The organism is bacterium (assembly GCA_021372615.1).
In the GTDB taxonomy this organism is placed as follows: domain Bacteria; phylum Armatimonadota; class Zipacnadia; order Zipacnadales; family UBA11051; genus JAJFUB01.
This window is the reverse complement of record JAJFUB010000021.1, coordinates 64705-81339: the sequence shown is the minus strand read 5'-3', so window position 1 is coordinate 81339 and position 16635 is coordinate 64705. Positions and strand designations below refer to the sequence as shown.

The window sequence follows — 16635 nt, the reverse complement described above, 5'->3', positions numbered from 1 at the left end:
CCGCGTAGCGCGGCCTTCCCGGTAGTGCGGGCTTCCAGCCCGCCGCGGGCCGCCCTTACTTCAGCATCATGCACGAGCAGATGTATGACCCAATCTGGCTGGCGAACAGCGCCGCGTACGCCGTCGTGACGACGACCACCAGCACCTCATAGACCGCCGCCTTCTTCCAGCCGATGGCCCGGGCGATGATGATGAACCCGGGCAGGCTGCTCCCCGGTCCGGCGATCAGCAGCGCCAGCGCCGGGCCCACGTCCATCCCCAGCTTCAGGAAGGCCTTGGTGAACGCCACTTCGGTCAGGATCGGGAAGTACATCAGCTCCCCGAAGACGGAGCCGAGCAGGATGGGCCGGAGCGATCCCCACCAGCCGCTCCCGGCCGGCGCCTGACCGACCAGATGGTACACGAGCTTCACGTCAACGAAGGTGGCGATGGCCCCGATCACCAGCACCGCCGGCAGCAGCACCGGCACCACCAGTCTGACCAGGGCCCAACTCTCGCTCAGAAACGCCCGCCGCTCGTCGGCCGCGAAGCTCCGCGCCATGAGCACGACCACGGCCGCCGCCAGGACCAGCAGGCCGACGAACAGGGGCAGCCACGAGGCGGCTTGCTGCTCGGACCCCGGCGGCGGGAACACGCGGTCGCTCTGCCAGGAGCCGAAGATCACCATCGCCAGCAGCAGGGCGAACAGCGCCCACAGCCGCCGCGACATGCCGTCGTCCAGTTCGGGAGTGGCGGCCTGTGCTGCCTTGAGGTCCCGCGCCTCGCGCCGGAAGATCAGTGTCATCAGCAGGCCGATGGCGATGGCGATGAGCGGCACACCCACGACCCGCCACACGCCCAGCCGCCAGCCGATGACCTGGAAGGTGAAGATGGCCGCCACGACGTTGATGGCCGGGCCCGCAAACAGGAACGTGAACGCCGGCCCCAGCCCCGCTCCTCGCCGGTAGATGCTCACGAACAGAGGCACGATGTTGCAGGAGCACAGCGACATGAGGGAGCCGGACAGCGCGGCGGTCACATAGGCCCGCGGCTGGTGACTGCGCGCCCCCAGGTACTTGAGGATCAGGCCCGTCGGCGCAAAGGCCGCGATGGCCCCGCCCAGCAGGAAGGCCGGCACCATCACCGTGACAGCCTTCCACGTCAGGATGCAGCAGCGGAACACATCGAGGACACTGATGAGCGTGGTGGAGGGGCGGACGGGGAGGCCGTCGGTGAGGTTCGTCCACAGGCGCGGCCCGAACAGCACCCCCAGCCCGACCAGTAGCAGCGTCGCCGCCAGTCCTCCCGCGACAATCCAGCGCGAGGGGCGGGGGTGGGCATCGGGCGACGTCTCGACAGGCGGTGTTGGTTCGTGCATGTCCGTTGGTGTAACTATGTTACCAGAACACTAACGCTGCGCAGTCCTTCCGCAGTCCTTGCATGGCGCAAGAAAGCGGCACGAAAGCAGAAAGCTGCTCACTCATGCCGCCGCGCGTTGTAGCCTCGCGCGCGCAGCAGCTCCAGCATCTCGCCGACATGCTCGGGGCCGCGCGTGTGTAGCACGACCTCGACCTCGGCCTCCCCCACCTCAATGTGCCCGGTCGTGCGGTTGTGCAGAATCTCCACGATGTTCGCCCCGGCCTCGCCGATGATCCGCGCGAACTTCGCGAGCGCCCCGGGGTGGTCGGGCAGGTCCACGCGCAGCCGCACCGCGCGGCCCGCCTGCGCCAGCCCGCGGTCTATCACCGCGCCCAGGGTCGTCACGTCCACATTGCCCCCCGACACCAGCAGCACTGTCTGCCGCCCCAGCCTCTCCCCCAGCTGCGGCACGGCCGCCAGCGGCGCCGCCCCGGCCCCCTCCACCACCAGCTTGTGGTCCTCCAACAGGTCCAGCATCGCCGCGGCGATCTGTGCCTCGGTCACCGTCACGATGTCATCCACGACCTGCTCAATGAGCCCGAATGTCACCTCCGAAGGCTGTCCGACGGCGATGCCCTCGGCGATGGTTGGCTGCGGCTTGACGGCCACCGGCTGCCCCTGCGCGAAGGACTGCGCCAGCGCCGGCACGGCCTCGGTCTGCACGCCGAACACGCGCACCTCGGGCCGCCGCTGCTTGATCGCCAGTGCTGTGCCGGCGATGAGCCCACCGCCCCCGACGGGCACGACGACGCTGTCCATCTCGGGGGCCTGGTCGAGCAACTCCAGGCCGACGGTGCCCTGTCCGGCGATCACGCGCTCATCGGCGAAGGGGTGGATGAAGACGCAGTTGCGCTGCCCGCACAGGTCCTGGGCGTGCGCGTAGGCTGCCTCGAAGTCCGGGCCGTCGAGGATGACGGTGGCGCCATAGCGTCGGGTGCGCTCGACCTTCACCAGCGGCGTGGTCTCGGGCATGACGATGGTCGCCGTGATGCCCATGGCCGCCGCGGCAGCCGCCACGCCCTGCGCGTGGTTGCCCGCCGACGCCGCCATCACGCCCCGCTCCCGCTCCGCTGCGGAAAGCTGCGCCAGGCAGTTGGCCGCCCCGCGGATCTTGAAGGCGCCGGTGTACTGCAGGCTCTCCAGCTTCAGCAGCACCCGCCGCGCGCCGTCCACATGCTCGTTGATCGGCAGCAACGGCGTGACCCGTGCCAGCGACGCGATCCGCCCGCGCGCGTCCGCGATGTCCTGCCAGCTCACCATGCCGGCTCGCTCCTAGCCATCCACATCCGCCTGGGTCGTCACGTAGATGCGGCCCGGCCCCCACTGGGACGTGAAGTCAAACTGCACGACAAAGTACTCCGGCCCGCTCCGGTAGCGCTCGAGGTCGGGCCGCTCTTGCAGCGGGAAGCGGGCGAGCGGCTGCTCCAGCCGGCTCCCCTCGGCGGTCGGCAGGCCTGCCCCACCGCTCTGCAGATAGCGCAGCGGCAGGCGGCAACTGACCGCGACCCCCGTCAGTTCGGGCGCCGGCTGCCACTGCAGGGTCAGGCCGGGCTGCTCGCCTCGGGGCTGCAACTGCATCCGGAAGCGCAGCCCCGGGAAGTCCTTCGAGACGACGTACTCCTGGCTCCCGGCCTCGACCGCGACGTGGTCAATCTTCGCCGGTGGTGCCCCCTCCTGCCCTGCCGGCAGGTTGATGATCGCCCGGCCCCCGCGCTGCTCGATCGTCACCGGCTGCCCCTCGCACAGCGCCTGCTGCGGCGCGGCTCCCTGCACCACCACCGTCAGCGGCACCGCGGCCCCCAGTTCGGCCGCGACGGGGCGCGTGATCGTGTACTCGCGCGCCGGCTGCGCCGCCGCGGTCTCCTCTTGCCGGCAGGTCGCCTCCCGCGCCTGGCGCGAGTACGCCGCCCACTCCGTCTGGTTGCAGATCCACCAGTTGCGGTCTGTCAGCGTCTGCAGCACCGCGTCGAACTTCGGCCACTCCTCGCCCTGCTGCCAGGCATGCACCCCCAGGAAGATGCAGTGCGAGGTCGTCTGATAGGTGTCCTTGAAGCGCAGGATCTTGTCGAGGTTCTCCTGGAACTTCGCCGCGTCCACCACCTTGTCGCCGGGTACGACCTGCCACCCGGTCGTCCACTCCGCTTGCTTCAGGTGCGGGTTGTTGCGCACGAAGTCGGTGTAGACGCAGTGGAAGTACCCCGCCCGTTCCAGCGCCGCCGTGATGTCCGCCATGGCCTGCGGATCGGTGTCGGACCTGTACCGGCCGTTGGGGAAGGCGAACGAGTTGATCGGCGTGTCGGTCTGCGCCTCGCGCTCGATGCGGTTGGCCATGATCTGCTGCCAGATCTCATTGGGCGGCACCATCGTCAGCGAGGGGTGGGTCTGGGTGTGGCCGCCGATGGAGAACCCGTCGCGCATGAGGTCGCGCGCGAACTGCTCGCCGAGCCGCCCCTGTGGGTCGGTGCCCGTCAGGTAGAACGTGCCCTTCAGCCCGTACCTGGCCATGTGCTCGCGCATGACGAGGCTGTTGGGGTTGCTGTCGTCCCACCGGGCCGACAGCGCCCACTCCCGGTCGTCGTAGACCGGGGCGAAGCTCAGCTTCGCCAAGTTGGCCTCGGCCGCGGACGCGAACCGCAGCGTGAGACGTTGGCTAGAGGAGTTCATGATCGGCCACCCGTGGGCGAGTGTCGGCAGCAGGACGAGGAACGACAGGTATGGGAGTTGCTTCATGCAGTCCGCCTGTGTCTTGGGGATTCAGCCGCGCAGGGCCTCCGCCAGCTTCCTGAGCGCCGTCAGCCCTTCCGTCTCGGCCTCCCCCGCCTGCCGCAACATACTGGCCGACTCGGCGCTCTGCAGCGTCTGCCCCTCGGGGATCTGGTCGTAGGGCAGGAACACATGCTCCTGGGCCACCGTGCCCAGCAGCACATTCACACGCCGGTACGCCGCCAGGGCCTCCTGGGCGGCCTCGCCGGCCGCGCCCTGCAGGCTCTCGGCCAGCTCGGTCAGGAAGCGCACGGCGTGGTGGCGGCCTTCGGCCCACACCGAGGCGCAATAGCGGTGGCCGAACTCGCTGGCGATGCCGCTGGCCAGGGCGTTGGCCCACACGTCGTAGGCGGCCGGCCCGGTCGTGTAGTTCTCCAGGCGCCAGGGGTTGTCGGGCTCCGCGAGCTGCAACGCCACTTCGAGCGCGTCGGCCACCGCCGCCTGGGTCGAGGTACGCGGGCAGGGCTTCAGCCCGGCCACGTAGACCATGCCGATCTCCGTGGCCCCCAGCTCCTGCCACGGCTTCGGCCCGCCCCCGTCCTCACAGCCGGGGCCCCGGTAGTAGTAGCCGACATGGTCGTAGCCGTGCACGACGTAGTACTCGGGCCAATGCAGCTCCCAGCCATAGACCGGGAGCCCGGCGTCCAGATAGCGCCGTGCCAACTCCCAGGCATTGGCCTGGGCCTCGGCCAGGCCGCCCGTCTCCGTGCTGCCCAGGGCGAACTCCGCCTGGGCGCCGAGGTTGGGCAGCAGCGCCGCCACTAGGTCGGCGCTGCGCCAGGCCGTGGGGCTGCTCGGGCAGGCCACCTCGTGCATGTTGATGACGAAGGCGTAGGCGCTCAGCCCGTACAGGTGCGGCAGCGTGATCTCCACACCCAGATGGGCCAGGCAGCCCTTCAGGCAGCCCACCTCGGTCATCCAGCAGGTTTCCCAGCGCAGACCATCCAGTTGCTTGCGCATGGTCGGACCCTCCCCTGGCGTTGTAGGATGGGGGCTTGTACCCCGCCCTTAGGCCACAGACCGAACGACTGGGCGGGGTACAAGCCCCCGCCCTACAGCCGCGCTCCAGCAACAGCCCTACAGCCCGATGCTCTTGAGGTAGTCGAAGCTCTCCTTGATCGAGACCTTCGGCTCCTTCGTCGTGCGGTCCTGCTCGCACACGATCCAGTCCAGCGGGTGCTTGAGCGCTTCATCCTTGGCGCCCACCAGGTCCACTTCGCCCTGACCCAGCTCGATGAACGTCTGGCCGTCGGCGGTCTTGGCGCCGTCCTTGAAGTGGTAGTACCCGGCGCGGTCGGAATACTTGGCGATGAACTTCGCCGGGTTCGCCCCACCGATGTGCACCCAGAAGACGTCAATGTTCAGCTTCACCAGCTTCGGGCAGGTCCGCTCGATGAGCGTGTAGATGCCCTGCTTGCCGCCCTCGAGCGGCTTGAACTCCCAGGCATGGTGGTGGTAGCAGAACGTCAGCCCGGCATCCACGCACATCTGCCCGACCTTGTTGAAGGTGTCGGCCGACTGCTCGTAGCCGGCGATGGCGTTGTTGTCGGCCACGCCCGAGCAGATCATGAACCGCGAGCCCGCCTGCTTGAGGAACGCGATGTGGTCCTTGACCTTCGCCTCGTCAACCATGTCACCATAGCCGCAGTGGATGCCCGTGAGGGCCAGGCCGGCGTTCTTGAAAGTGTTGATGATGACCTCGGCGCCCAGGAGCCCGTGGCCGTCGCCGCCCGTCTCGGCTCCGTCGTACCCAACTGCCTTGACCTCCGCCAGCACGCCGGCCAGGTCATCACGCTGTCGCTGTCCGTACACGATCAACTGCAGACCGATCTTGCTCATTTTCTAGGTCCTCTCTCATTGGCGTCATGCCGTTTGTGCGTCATGCGTCTGCCTCTTCCGCCCCTCCACCCCCGGTCATTTCCCTGCCTGGCCCTTCGGGCCTGCCTCCGGCGCCGCATTCGTGCCCTACTCCGGGGCGCTGTAGACCTCGAACTCGACTACCGCGGCAATGCTGTTGGCGGAGTTGTGGAGCACGGTCAGGCGCACGTACCTGGCTTGCCTTGGCGCGAACTTGTCCACCTGCCACCCCCGCCACTCCCCCGCGCTCTTGTCCACCGCCGCCTCCCAGGTCTGCCCGTCTGCCGAACTCTCCACCTTGTAGCGGTGGAACCGCCCGTCGGTCTCGAAGAACATGATCTGCGTGCGCGCGACGGTCGCCGGTTGGGGCAACTCGATGGTCACCGCGCCGGGGATGAAGAACGCCGCAAAGCCGCTCATCCCCCCGTACGTGTCAATGTCGCCGTCCACCAGCTTCTCCGGGCCGATGTCATCGCCCCACTCCGGCCGCTTGGGGGCGCCGCTGACCTGCGCCCCTCGCCCGGCCAGCGCCAGGTTGAGACTGTTGTTACGCTCTGCGATGGGGAACCGCGAGAAGTCCCACTGGCCGGACGGCTGGTACGTCCCCTTCACGAACTCGTAGACCTTGCGGTACAGCTCGCGGCCGCGCCCGGGGCTGGCCGCCATCTTGCCCAGCGCCCCGCCCCCCTCATACCAGCCCAGCAAAGCGTCATTCATCCACCCGTAGTACACGCCCGCATCGAGGTAGCCCAGCATCCGCCGGTGGAAGTCGTCGCTGCTCAGCGCGCGACCGTCAAACTCCATCTCGATGCCGCCACCCACCAGCCGCGCCATCTTCGCCGTAATCATGAAGCGGTTCTCGGCCGGGGGCGGGGTCGGGAAGAAGTAGTTGGGCTGGATCATCATGCCCGCCAGGCCCAGGTCGCGCCACTGCCGGATGCTCGTCGCCCCGTGGTAAGGGATCCAGTAGTGATGCAGCCCGACGGCCTTGAGATAGGCGGAGGTGGACGTCACCAGTTCGCGGTCGTCGGGCGGGATTGACTCCGGCGTCCAGTAGAACCCCGCCAGCTTCAGGTGGCGGTACGCGCGCTGCTGGAACTGCTGCCGCACACGGTCTATGTACCACTTGAGGGCGTACTGGCGGTCGTGTAGCCGAGAGAAGTTCAGCTTCCCGGTCTCGCCGGGCAGCGGGCCGAACGCCTCGTCGGCACTCAGCGGCAGGGGCAGCGTGATCACCACCGGTGACATGCGGTCCGGCTGCCCGAGCTTCGCGCCCGCCTCCGCCGTCGCCTCCTCCAGGCCGTCGAGGCCGTTGCCCGGACGGAACCAGCCGTCGGCCAGCCACTGCCAGTCCGCGATCGTCGGCAGGCGCTTGTCCTTGAGATGATGGTGGATGTAGATCCCGTCATCGGTGGCGAACTCGATGAACAGGAACCCATCGAACAGCCAGTCCCGCGGCACTCCCTGCTCATCCACATAGGCCACATAGGGCAGCAGCGCCTGTTTGTTCCAGGTGGGGCGGGACTTCAGGCCTTGGTAGATCAGCACCAGGTCGTGGATACCGTCCACCTCGGGCGTGCCCGGCGGCAGATAGGCGGCCTGCGCCGCACAGGAGGCGGCCGCGGTCAGCAGCAACACCAGGCAGGAGCACCTCACTGCACGCGTGGTCGGGGCGGCCGGCCGCGCGCCTGGCCGGGGCGGGCGCGGTGGCGGCATGACGGAGGTCTCCGCCCGTCGCCGTCGCATAATGGGGAATATGCTCGATGCAATCATCTATGGTGCGGTCTCCGGTCTCTCCCTGTTGGTGGGAGCGTGCCTGGGGCTCAGGCTCCGCATCTCCCGTCGCGCCACGGCGATGTTCATGGCCTTCGGTTCGGGGGTCCTCGTCTGCGCCGTCACCTTCGTGCTGATGGAGGAGGCCTTCCAGGCCGGCGGATTCGATGCTGCTCTGTCCGGCTTCGGCCTCGGCGGGCTGGTCTTCCTGGTCGGCGACTACTTCCTGCACCGCGCCGGCGCCCGCAACCACCGGGCCAAGCAGTACCTGGCTGAGACGGCCGACGCGACCGGCTCGGTCATCACGCTGGGCGCCATCCTCGATGGCGTCCCCGAGTCGGTCGCCCTGGGTGTCAGCCTCTCCAACGGCCACGGCACCGGCCTGCTGATGGCCGGGGCGATCTTCCTGTCCAACCTGCCGGAAGCGATCTCCTCGGTGCCGGGGCTGCTCCAGGAAGGTCACAGCCGCAAGTGGGTCTACGGCATCTGGTCGGCGACCAGCCTGTTGCTCACCGTGATCGTGGTCGCGTCGTACGCCTTCCTGAGCACCCTCTCGCCCGAGGCCGAGGGGATCATCAAGGGCTTCGCCGCCGGCTCGATCCTCTCGATGCTGGCCAACAGCATGATCCCGGAGGCCTACCACGAGGGCGGCTTCCTCATCACCCCGATGACGATCCTCGGCTTCGCCGTCGCCTTCGTCCTGGCCAAGCTAGGCCCTGGCGTGTAGCCCCCGTTGGAGCGCGGCTCTCACCTACCCGTACGCCCTGACCTCATACACCCGCGCCTGCGGGTCGCCCTGTGTGCGGCTCACCACCAGTCGCACCGCCTCCACCTCCCGCGCCTCGAACTGGTGCACCACCTTGCGCTGGAAGTTGTCGTAGGCCCGCGCGATCTCCACCCACTGCCCGCCCTGCCGCGCCTCGATCACGTAGTCCCGCACGGTCTCCGGCTGCGGGCCGCGCACGATGCGTGAGTTGAAGCCGTCGCTCTGCGTGAGCGTCAGCGGCCGCGCGAAGCCGCTGTCGAAGACGAACTGCAGCTCGCCCACCGTCACCGGCGCGCTCCACTCAAGCTGCAGCCACTGCGGCAGCGGCTGGCCCTCGGCCGACACCCACTGGTGGATGTCGCCGTCGCGTAGCCGCGTCACGCCGTCGGCCACCTTCTCCGGCGCGCCGTCGGGCGCCGCGCTGCTCGCGGTGATGGTCGCCTGCCGCGCCAGGTCCGCCGGGTCCTCGTTCACCACGTTCGGGATGAAGTGGTCATCGCGCAGCAGCGTCTGCTGCAGCTCCCCGATGTGCTGCTCGGCCACGGCCAGCGGCAGGCAGCCATGCCGCGCCGCCAGCGCTGCCGCCGTGCCCGCGGCCTGCCCCATCGCTGCCCCGGTGGCCGCCACGCGCGTCGAGGCCATCGCCATGTGGGTCGCCGAATGGCAGCGCCCCGCCATCATCAGGTTGCCCCGGTCCCGCGAGATCAGCGAGCGCAGCGGAATGCCGTACACGTCGGGCGTGCCCACAAACTTGCAGGGCGGCTCGGGGGAATGGATGCCGGCCGGCGGATGAGTGTCAATGGACCAGCCACCGTGCGCCACGGCATCGGGGAACTGCCGCAGCTCCAGCAGGTCCACCTCGGTCAGGATGTGCTCGCCGATGATACGCCGGCTCTCTCGCTTGCCGGGGACGAACGAGAACCAGGTCAGCGCCCAGTTCTCGGCCCCGTGTCGCCCGCCGTTCTTCACATGGTCCCACAGGCCCATCAGACATGCCAGCAGGTGGTCGCGGATCGCCTCGTAGTCCTTGACGACATCCAGCTCGCCCCCGTACTCGATCCACCAGTGCCCGTGCGACAGCTCCATGTGGCCGCGGTGGGGCAGCGTCTCGTCGCTGAACGGGATCGCCCACGGCGGCGCCGTGAAGGGCACCGGCACGCCCATGTCCCTGGCGACGAACATCAGGCTGCAGCCCATGGTCTTGCCGTCGGGCCCCTCGGCATCGGGCTCGCCGAACTCCTGCTGGCCCTCGCGCCCCATCATGAACCCCGCCCCGGCCTCGGCCGCCAGGCGTCCGTCACCGCTGCAGTCTATGTAGACCCGAGCTGCGATCTCGAATACGTCCTCGGTGCTCTGCCGCTCGGCGGTAATGGACTTGATGACCCCGTCGCCCACGGTGGCCCCCGTGCAGATCGTGTTCAGCAGCAGCGTCAGCTTCGGCTCGCGGGTGACCCACTCCCACAGCACCAGGTCCCACACCTGTCCGCACCGCTGCGGGTTGCGCACCGCTTCGGTCAGGCGCATCTCCTCGAGGATGCCGCCCTCGCGGGCATGCGGACGGCCACCGGAGCAATCCGCCCCGGTGGCGTGTACCTGGATCTCCGAGGAGGTGTTGCCGCCCAGGACCGGGCGGTCCTGGACGAGTATGGTCTGCGCGCCGTGCCGGGCGGCGGCGATGGCGGCGCATACGCCGGCCAGCCCCCCACCCACCACCGCCACATCCGCGCTGAGCTTGGTCGTCTGGGCCATGTTGAACTCCTTGTCAGCAAGCTGCTCTCACGCTTCGCCGGCGGCGCGGCGAATCCTGTCTGGGCAGGGCGGACAGGCCTGTCCGGCGAAAACACACCCCATGCGACGATCTCTCCTATGGGCCGGCCTCCTCAGCCTGTCGTGCGGTCTGGCCCTGGCCCAGCCGACCACCACCCCCGCGATGGCCTTCGAGGCCCCCGGCCTGTGGCATAGCGCCGCGCCCGAGCTGTTCTCGGAGTTCAAGGAGGAGGAGATCTGGGCAGTGCGCCACTTGCCTCTGGCGAAGCTGGACGCGGGCGTGCAGATTGTCACCGACCGCGTCAAGCAGGGCGCCGCCGCCGGCCGCTGGGCCGACCACCCGCGCTTTCCCACCATCAGCACCGCGGATATCCCGCACGACTGGAGCGCCTGCAAGTCACTCAGCTTCTGGGCCTACTCCGACGTGGCAACCGGCGAACTCGTCACCCTCGCGGCCCGCTCCGACAGCCCGCAGACGCCGTGGCTCGACTACTACCTCTACACCTTCGCCGTGGACTGGACCGGCTGGCGCAAGCTGACAGTGAGCCTGTCGGACTTCACCACCTACGAACAGCCCACCGGGTGGCGGCAGGTGGACGCCCTCTGCTTTTTCACCAAGATCCTCGACCGCCAGCCCAACCCGTACACCGCGCTGACGCTGGATGACCTGCGCCTGAGCGCCGAGGCGGTCCGGTCCGATCCCGCGCCGTGGGTGGCGCCGCCCCCGCCGGCCGGGAAGCTCGCGACTCACGGTCAGGCCCCCGCCTTTGACCCCACGGTCCTGAACCACCCATACCCCGAACTGCGTACGGAGGCCAGGGCCCCGGTCCAGGTGCTGCCCTACTTCCAGGCCGAGCGGGCCCTCTTCGGCTACTACCCGCGCTACCACCCCGGCTTCGTCAGCTTCGACCCGCGGGGCAAGCCGGTACTGCAGTATGGCTGCGGCCTGCTCGAGACCCTCGGCCCGGACGGCAAGTGGCAGGTGCGCGACCTGCTGACCGAAGTCATCGAGCCCTACGCGCGGGAGCAGATGGGCTACAAGGCGCTTGAGCCCACCGACAACGGCTCGGGCAATGAGACGGCCGTCCGCTGGGACAGAGACGGCGGGACCTACGTGCTGGCCAACATCAGCGAGCGGAACAACAACTGGAAGACCCGCAAGGCGCTGCTCCTCTACTCGCCCGACGGCATGAAGACCTGGCAGACCTACCTGCTGCCTGAGTACGTGGTGCGCTTCGAGAAGTTCGTGGGCCACAACCCCGATTGCCTCAACCGCCCGCCGCTCATCCTGCTGAGCCACTACCTGTCGCCGACCAAGATCTACCTGCTCGCCCCCGAGAAGCGCCCCGACGGCACGCTGGCCTTGCCCGAGCCGGTGCTGCTGGCCGAGGACGGCGTGACCCTGGCCCCGCACTCCGGCGAGTCAAACCAGGCGCTGACCCACGGCGACACGATCTTCCTCATCTACGGCCGCCTCACGATCCTGCCCGGCCACACGAAGGAGGACGGCGTCCCGTCGTACGCCCGCACGTACAACCTCAAGACGAAGCAGCTCTCCGAGCCGGTGTTGGTCGGCTTCGGCGGGCGGAACGCGGAGGACGGGCACAACTGGCCGGGCTTCGTGGCCGACAGCCGGGGCGTGCTCCATGTGGTCATCAACGGCCATCACGACCCGTTCGTCTACACCCATTCGCTGCAGCCGTGGGACATCACGGCCTGGAGCGCGCCGGAGAAGGTCGCTGCCGGCACGTCCTACGCCGGGCTGGTCTGCGACGACCAGGACACCCTCTACACCGTCACGCGCCATTCCGACCCGGGCTACTACTTCAAGCTGTCCCTGCACCGCAAGCCCGCGGGCCAGCCGTGGCAGGCCCCCCAGCCCCTCGTCATCCCGTACAAGCCCTACTACCATGTCTACTACCACAAGCTGACGCTCGACCCGGTCCGCCAGCGCCTGTTTCTGTGCTACTGGGCCCAGACGGCCAGCCTGTGCATCTACCGCGACGAGTTCTACGCTGCCCGGTACATGTGGCCGGACCGCGAGAAGTCCTTCCTGACCGGCAACCCCAACCTGCCCCTGGGCAGCTTCCTCAAGAAGCCGGCCAAGTACGAGTTCTACACGGCGCCGCCGAGCGAACTGACCATCATGGTCTCGGACAATCGGGGCGCCTCCTGGCGCCTGGCCACGACCGAGGACTTCCACTGAATGGTGCACGGAGCGTGAGATGATCCGCTGGGCTGGGCGCTATCGTTACCTGCTGCTGGCGCTGGCGCTCGCCATGGCGTGGCTGGTCGTCAGCGCGCTGCGCGGGCACGTGCCGCGGGTGGAGGTGGCCCGAGCCGAGACCGGGAGCCTGTCGCTGCCGCTGGCCGCTTCGGGGCTGGTTGAGGCGCGTGCTGCTGACCTGGGCTTCAAGCGTACGGGCCGGCTGGTGGATGTGTACGTCGAGGAGGGCAACCGCGTGGAGCGGGGCCAACTGCTGGCCCGCATCCTCCCCGCAGCCGCCTTTGGTGTGACGGGCGGCGACCTGGGCGATGTCATCCAGGCGCCCTACGACGGGGCTGTCGTGGTCATCTACCGCCGGGCCGGCGCGGTGGTGAACCCGGGCGAGGCGGTGCTACGGGTCGTCGAGACGGGCGCGGCGTGGGTCACGGTGTTCGCCGAGCCCGAGGACGCCGCCCGCCTGCGGCGCGGTCAGCGTCTCACCTGCCGGGCCGGCGGCTACCTGAGCCAGCCCTTTGCCATGACGGTCAGTGAGATCGGCCGCGAGGCCGTGCCGCGGCCCGACCTGCCCGCCTCCTCGCGACAAGTGCGTGTGCGCTGCGACCCCGTCGAGGCCTCCTTCCCCCTCCCGCCCGGCGCAGAAGTGGATGTAGACGGCGAGATCCTCTTGCTCGCTCGCGGGCTGCTGATCCCCACCAATGCGGTCGTCCATGAGGGTGGCGAGGAGGCCGTGTGGGTCGTGCAGGCCGACGACACCGTGCAGCGCCGCGCGGTGACGATTGGCCCCAACAACTTCGACCGCATCGCCATCGCCGGTGGGCTGCAGTCGGGCGAGACGGTCGTGGTCACGGGCAAGGAGAACCTGCGCGCCGGGCAGCGCGTGCGGCCCCAGGCCATGGCCTCGTCGGAGGCGCGCCCGTGAGCGAGGCTCCCGCGGCCGGTCGCGTAGCCGTTGCCGCCGAGGATGTCTGGAAGCAGTACTCCATGGGCGATGTCACCGTGGATGCGCTACGGGGTGTGACCCTCACGCTGCCGGCGGGCCGCTTCGTGGTGCTGGTGGGTCCGAGCGGCTCGGGCAAGACGACGCTGCTCAACCTCGCCGGAGGACTCGACACACCCACGCGCGGCGAGTTGAGCGTCTTCGGCCGGCGACTGTCGGGCCTGGACGAGGAGCAACTGACGTCCTACCGCCGCGAGACGGTCGGCTTTGTCTTCCAGATGTTCAACCTCGTGCCGACACTGACCGCGCTGGAGAACGTGCGGCTGGTCGGGCAGTTGGTTGCGCACGACGAGCTGAGCCGCAAGCTGCTGGCCGAGGTCGGTCTGGCCGACCGCGCCGACCAGTTGCCCTCCCAGCTCAGCGGCGGCGAGCAGCAGCGGGTGGCCATCGCCCGCGCGCTGGTCAAGGAGCCGCGGCTGATGCTGGCTGACGAGCCCACCGGCTCGCTGGACTTCGAGACCGGCCGCGACATTCTCGCACTGCTGTGGGAGGAGACGCGGCGGCGCGACATGACCGTGCTCATGGTCACGCACAATCCCGCCTTCGCGCGCGTGGCGGACCTCGTCGTCCGGCTGCGCAGCGGCGAAGTGGTGGAGGTGGGAGCGGGTGAGGCGGTCCATCCGCGTGAGCTGTCTTGATCGCCGCGGCCGGCTGCTGCTGTCCCGCCTCCGGGGCGGCCCACCCATGCTCTGGCGCAAGCTCTGGGTGGATACGCTCCTGCTGGTGCGCCAGGCTGTCTCCCTGACCCTCCTCGTCGCCCTGGGCATCTTCCTGTACGTCGGCCTCTACCAGTCCTACCAGAACCTCACCGTCGTCTATGGCCGCATCTACGGCGCGACGCACTTCGCGGACGCCTCGGTGCTGTTTGACTCGGGGCCGGCCAGCCTCGTGTCCAGGGCCCGGACGATCCCGCACGTGCGCCAGGCCCTCGGCCGCCTCGTCAAGGACGGGGCCATCATCCAGCGAGGCCGCGAGCGCCAGCGCGTGCTCGGCCGCTTCATCGCGACCCGGCCGGGACAGCAGCCGCCGATCAACGCGCTGTGGATCACCTCCGGCCGCTTCATCGCCGGCGCCGGCGAGGCTGTGCTCGAGCAGCAGTTTGCCGCCGAGAACGGCTACCACCTCGGCGACCACCTGAAGTGCTCGTACCTCAGTCGCGAGCGCGAGTTCGTCCTGGTGGGCTTCGCCACCAGCCCCGAGTACGTCTATCCGGTGCCCTCGCGGCACGAGATGTTCGTGGCTCGCGGGACCTTCGGGGTCGCCTTCATTGACGAGGAGCAGGCGCGGGCGTGGTTCGGCGTGGGGCGCGAGATCAACCAGATCCACTGCCTCACCGACCCCGGCCACGCCGGCGAAGTCGCCGCCAAGTTGGAGGGCATGGTTCACGCCTACGGGGTGGACACGGCATATACGCAGGATCAGCAGCCCAGCAAGCGCCTGCTGGACCTGGACCAGAAGGGCTTTGCCACTCTCAGCGTCTTCTTCCCGGTCCTCTTCCTCATCGCTGCCGCCCTGTCGCTGTACGGGGCGCTGTCGCGGATCGTGCGGCTGCAGGTGACAGTGATCGGCACGCTGCGGGCCTGTGGGTTCAGTCGCCGCGAGATCGGCCTGCAGTACCTCCTGCAGGGCGGGCTTGTGACCGTGTTCGGAGCCATCCCGGGCGTCATCCTCGGGCATGTGCTGTCGGTGTACCTCAACCGCATGTACGTCCACCAACTGCACCTGCCGACCGCCTCGGCCCAGCCGCACTGGGACACCATTGGCACGGCGCTGGTGCTGGCGCTGCTCACGGGGCTGGCGGCGGCGTACCTGCCGGCGCGGCTGGCCGCCAGGCTCCCGCCGGCCATCGCCATGCGCGGGGAGACCGACACCGGTACGCGACTGGCAGCGCAGCGTGCGCTCGTCCGCTGGACACGCTTCTTCGCCATCATCTACCGCATCCCGATACGAGGTGTCTTCCGCCGCGCTTCGCGGACGATCTTCGCCGTAGCCGGCATCGCCGGGGGCGTGAGCATCTTGCTGACGACCTTCGGCTCATACGTCTCGACCATGGACGCCATTGACGAGTATCTCACCGGCACTCGTCACTACCAGGTGGACCTGCAGTTCACGAGCCCTCGGGGCAGTGCCATCGCCGCGGCGGCGGCGGCCCGGCGCGGCGGCCGGGCGTGTGCGCCGGTGGTCAGCCTCCCGGTGCGGATCAGCAGCAACCGGGCCTCGCGCGAGCTGGTGCTGACCGGCCTGCAGCGCGGCCAGTCGCTCTTGCGCCCCCGGACCGTCGGCGGCCGGCCTCTGCACCTGGCCCCGGGCACGATCTGGATCCCTCGCCGTCTGGCGAGGGGGTTGCAGGTGGAGACCGGGGACGTCGTCCGGGTCGAGTGGGTCCAATCGGGCCGACGGCGGCGCCTGGAGACAGCGATGCGCATCGCCGGTCTGCTCGACGTGGCGATGGGCAACAGCGGCTACGGCGAGTACTGGGACGTGCGCCGCTCGCTGGCCGACCGGGCGTGGCCGCAGAGCGGCTACGGCGCGCACTTCGACTGCGCCCCGGAGGCGGTCGAGCCCTTCCGCCGGCTCTTCGAGCGGTCCAACGAGGTCGCTCTGGTCTCGACCCTCCCCGATGCCCGCCGTGAGATCAACCAGCAGATGGCGCTGATGTACATCTTCCTGGGCGTCCTGCTCAGCTTCGGCACGCTGCTGGCCGGTTCGGCCATCCACAGCGTGGCCTCCGTGTCACTGCTGGAGCGCACGCGCGAGCTGGCCAGTCTGCGCAGCCTCGGCTTCTCGGCCCGCACCACTGCCTGGCTGGCGGGGATCGAGTTGCTTGCCCTGGCGGTGCTGGGGCTTCTGTTGGGCCTGCCACTGGGTAGCGCCCTCAACCGCTTCTTCGCCGCTTCGTACAACACCGACAATATGGAGTTCCGTGCCTTCTTGCCTCCGTGGGTCCATCTCACCACGCTGGCCATCGTCCTGGGGCTCGTCTTCGTGTCCACCTGGCTGGGCATGAGGCGCCTGCGCCGCATGGACCTGGCGCAGGCGACGAAGGCCCGTGAGTAGCCCGCGGAGAATGTCCGAGGTGGTGTGTTG

At 69.1% G+C, this 16635-nt stretch carries 12 protein-coding genes; 5 read left to right on the top strand and 7 right to left on the bottom strand.

Annotation, left to right across the window (positions count from 1 at the left end; genetic code table 11):
• Window positions 1-55: 55 nt before the first annotated feature.
• From LLH23_03305 to LLH23_03280, 6 genes are all read right to left on the bottom strand, one after another.
• Window positions 56-1357: a permease gene (locus tag LLH23_03305; GenBank protein ID MCE5237500.1), complete on the bottom strand. Its 1302-nt coding sequence runs from the start codon at window positions 1355-1357 to the stop codon at window positions 56-58.
• 98 nt (window positions 1358-1455) lie between these two features.
• The gene (gene ilvA / locus LLH23_03300; GenBank protein MCE5237499.1) at window positions 1456-2658 is read right to left on the bottom strand and encodes a threonine ammonia-lyase; all 1203 of its coding nucleotides are present in this window, start codon (window positions 2656-2658) and stop codon (window positions 1456-1458) included.
• A 12-nt stretch (window positions 2659-2670) separates the two neighbouring features.
• Window positions 2671-4128: a polysaccharide deacetylase family protein gene (locus LLH23_03295; GenBank protein MCE5237498.1), complete on the bottom strand. Its 1458-nt coding sequence runs from the start codon at window positions 4126-4128 to the stop codon at window positions 2671-2673.
• A 24-nt stretch (window positions 4129-4152) separates the two neighbouring features.
• A complete protein-coding gene (locus tag LLH23_03290; protein ID MCE5237497.1) occupies window positions 4153-5121 on the bottom strand; it encodes a BtrH N-terminal domain-containing protein in 969 nt (322 codons plus the stop codon).
• Between the two features lie 117 nt (window positions 5122-5238).
• Window positions 5239-6000, bottom strand: coding sequence for a sugar phosphate isomerase/epimerase (locus LLH23_03285; GenBank protein MCE5237496.1), 762 nt, complete (start codon window positions 5998-6000; stop codon window positions 5239-5241).
• 126 nt (window positions 6001-6126) lie between these two features.
• Window positions 6127-7656, bottom strand: a complete 1530-nt coding sequence (locus LLH23_03280) for a DUF4855 domain-containing protein (protein MCE5237495.1) — start codon at window positions 7654-7656, stop codon at window positions 6127-6129.
• A 118-nt stretch (window positions 7657-7774) separates the two neighbouring features.
• On the opposite strand from LLH23_03280, the gene LLH23_03275 reads away from it, so the two are divergent.
• On the top strand, window positions 7775-8518 hold the full coding sequence (locus LLH23_03275) for a ZIP family metal transporter (GenBank protein MCE5237494.1): 744 nt from the start codon (window positions 7775-7777) through the stop codon (window positions 8516-8518).
• Between the two features lie 24 nt (window positions 8519-8542).
• Here LLH23_03275 and LLH23_03270 read toward each other — a convergent pair whose 3' ends face one another.
• Window positions 8543-10306 carry an FAD-dependent oxidoreductase gene (locus LLH23_03270; GenBank protein ID MCE5237493.1) on the bottom strand — a complete coding sequence of 588 codons (1764 nt, stop codon included), beginning with the start codon at window positions 10304-10306 and terminating at the stop codon, window positions 8543-8545.
• 100 nt (window positions 10307-10406) lie between these two features.
• On the opposite strand from LLH23_03270, the gene LLH23_03265 reads away from it, so the two are divergent.
• The 4 genes from LLH23_03265 to LLH23_03250 all read left to right on the top strand — a co-directional run bounded on the left by LLH23_03265 (window position 10407) and on the right by LLH23_03250 (window position 16605).
• Window positions 10407-12530 (top strand): BNR-4 repeat-containing protein, encoded by a 2124-nt coding sequence (locus LLH23_03265; protein MCE5237492.1) that lies wholly within the window; start codon window positions 10407-10409, stop codon window positions 12528-12530.
• Between the two features lie 19 nt (window positions 12531-12549).
• Window positions 12550-13470, top strand: coding sequence for an efflux RND transporter periplasmic adaptor subunit (locus tag LLH23_03260; protein ID MCE5237491.1), 921 nt, complete (start codon window positions 12550-12552; stop codon window positions 13468-13470).
• Between the two features lie 62 nt (window positions 13471-13532).
• On the top strand, window positions 13533-14186 hold the full coding sequence (locus tag LLH23_03255) for an ABC transporter ATP-binding protein (protein MCE5237490.1): 654 nt from the start codon (window positions 13533-13535) through the stop codon (window positions 14184-14186).
• Entirely contained in the window at window positions 14155-16605 is a 2451-nt protein-coding gene (locus LLH23_03250) for an ABC transporter permease (protein ID MCE5237489.1), read from the top strand. The genes LLH23_03255 and LLH23_03250 overlap by 32 nt, the downstream gene beginning before the upstream one ends.
• The last annotated feature ends 30 nt before the right edge of the window (window positions 16606-16635 follow it).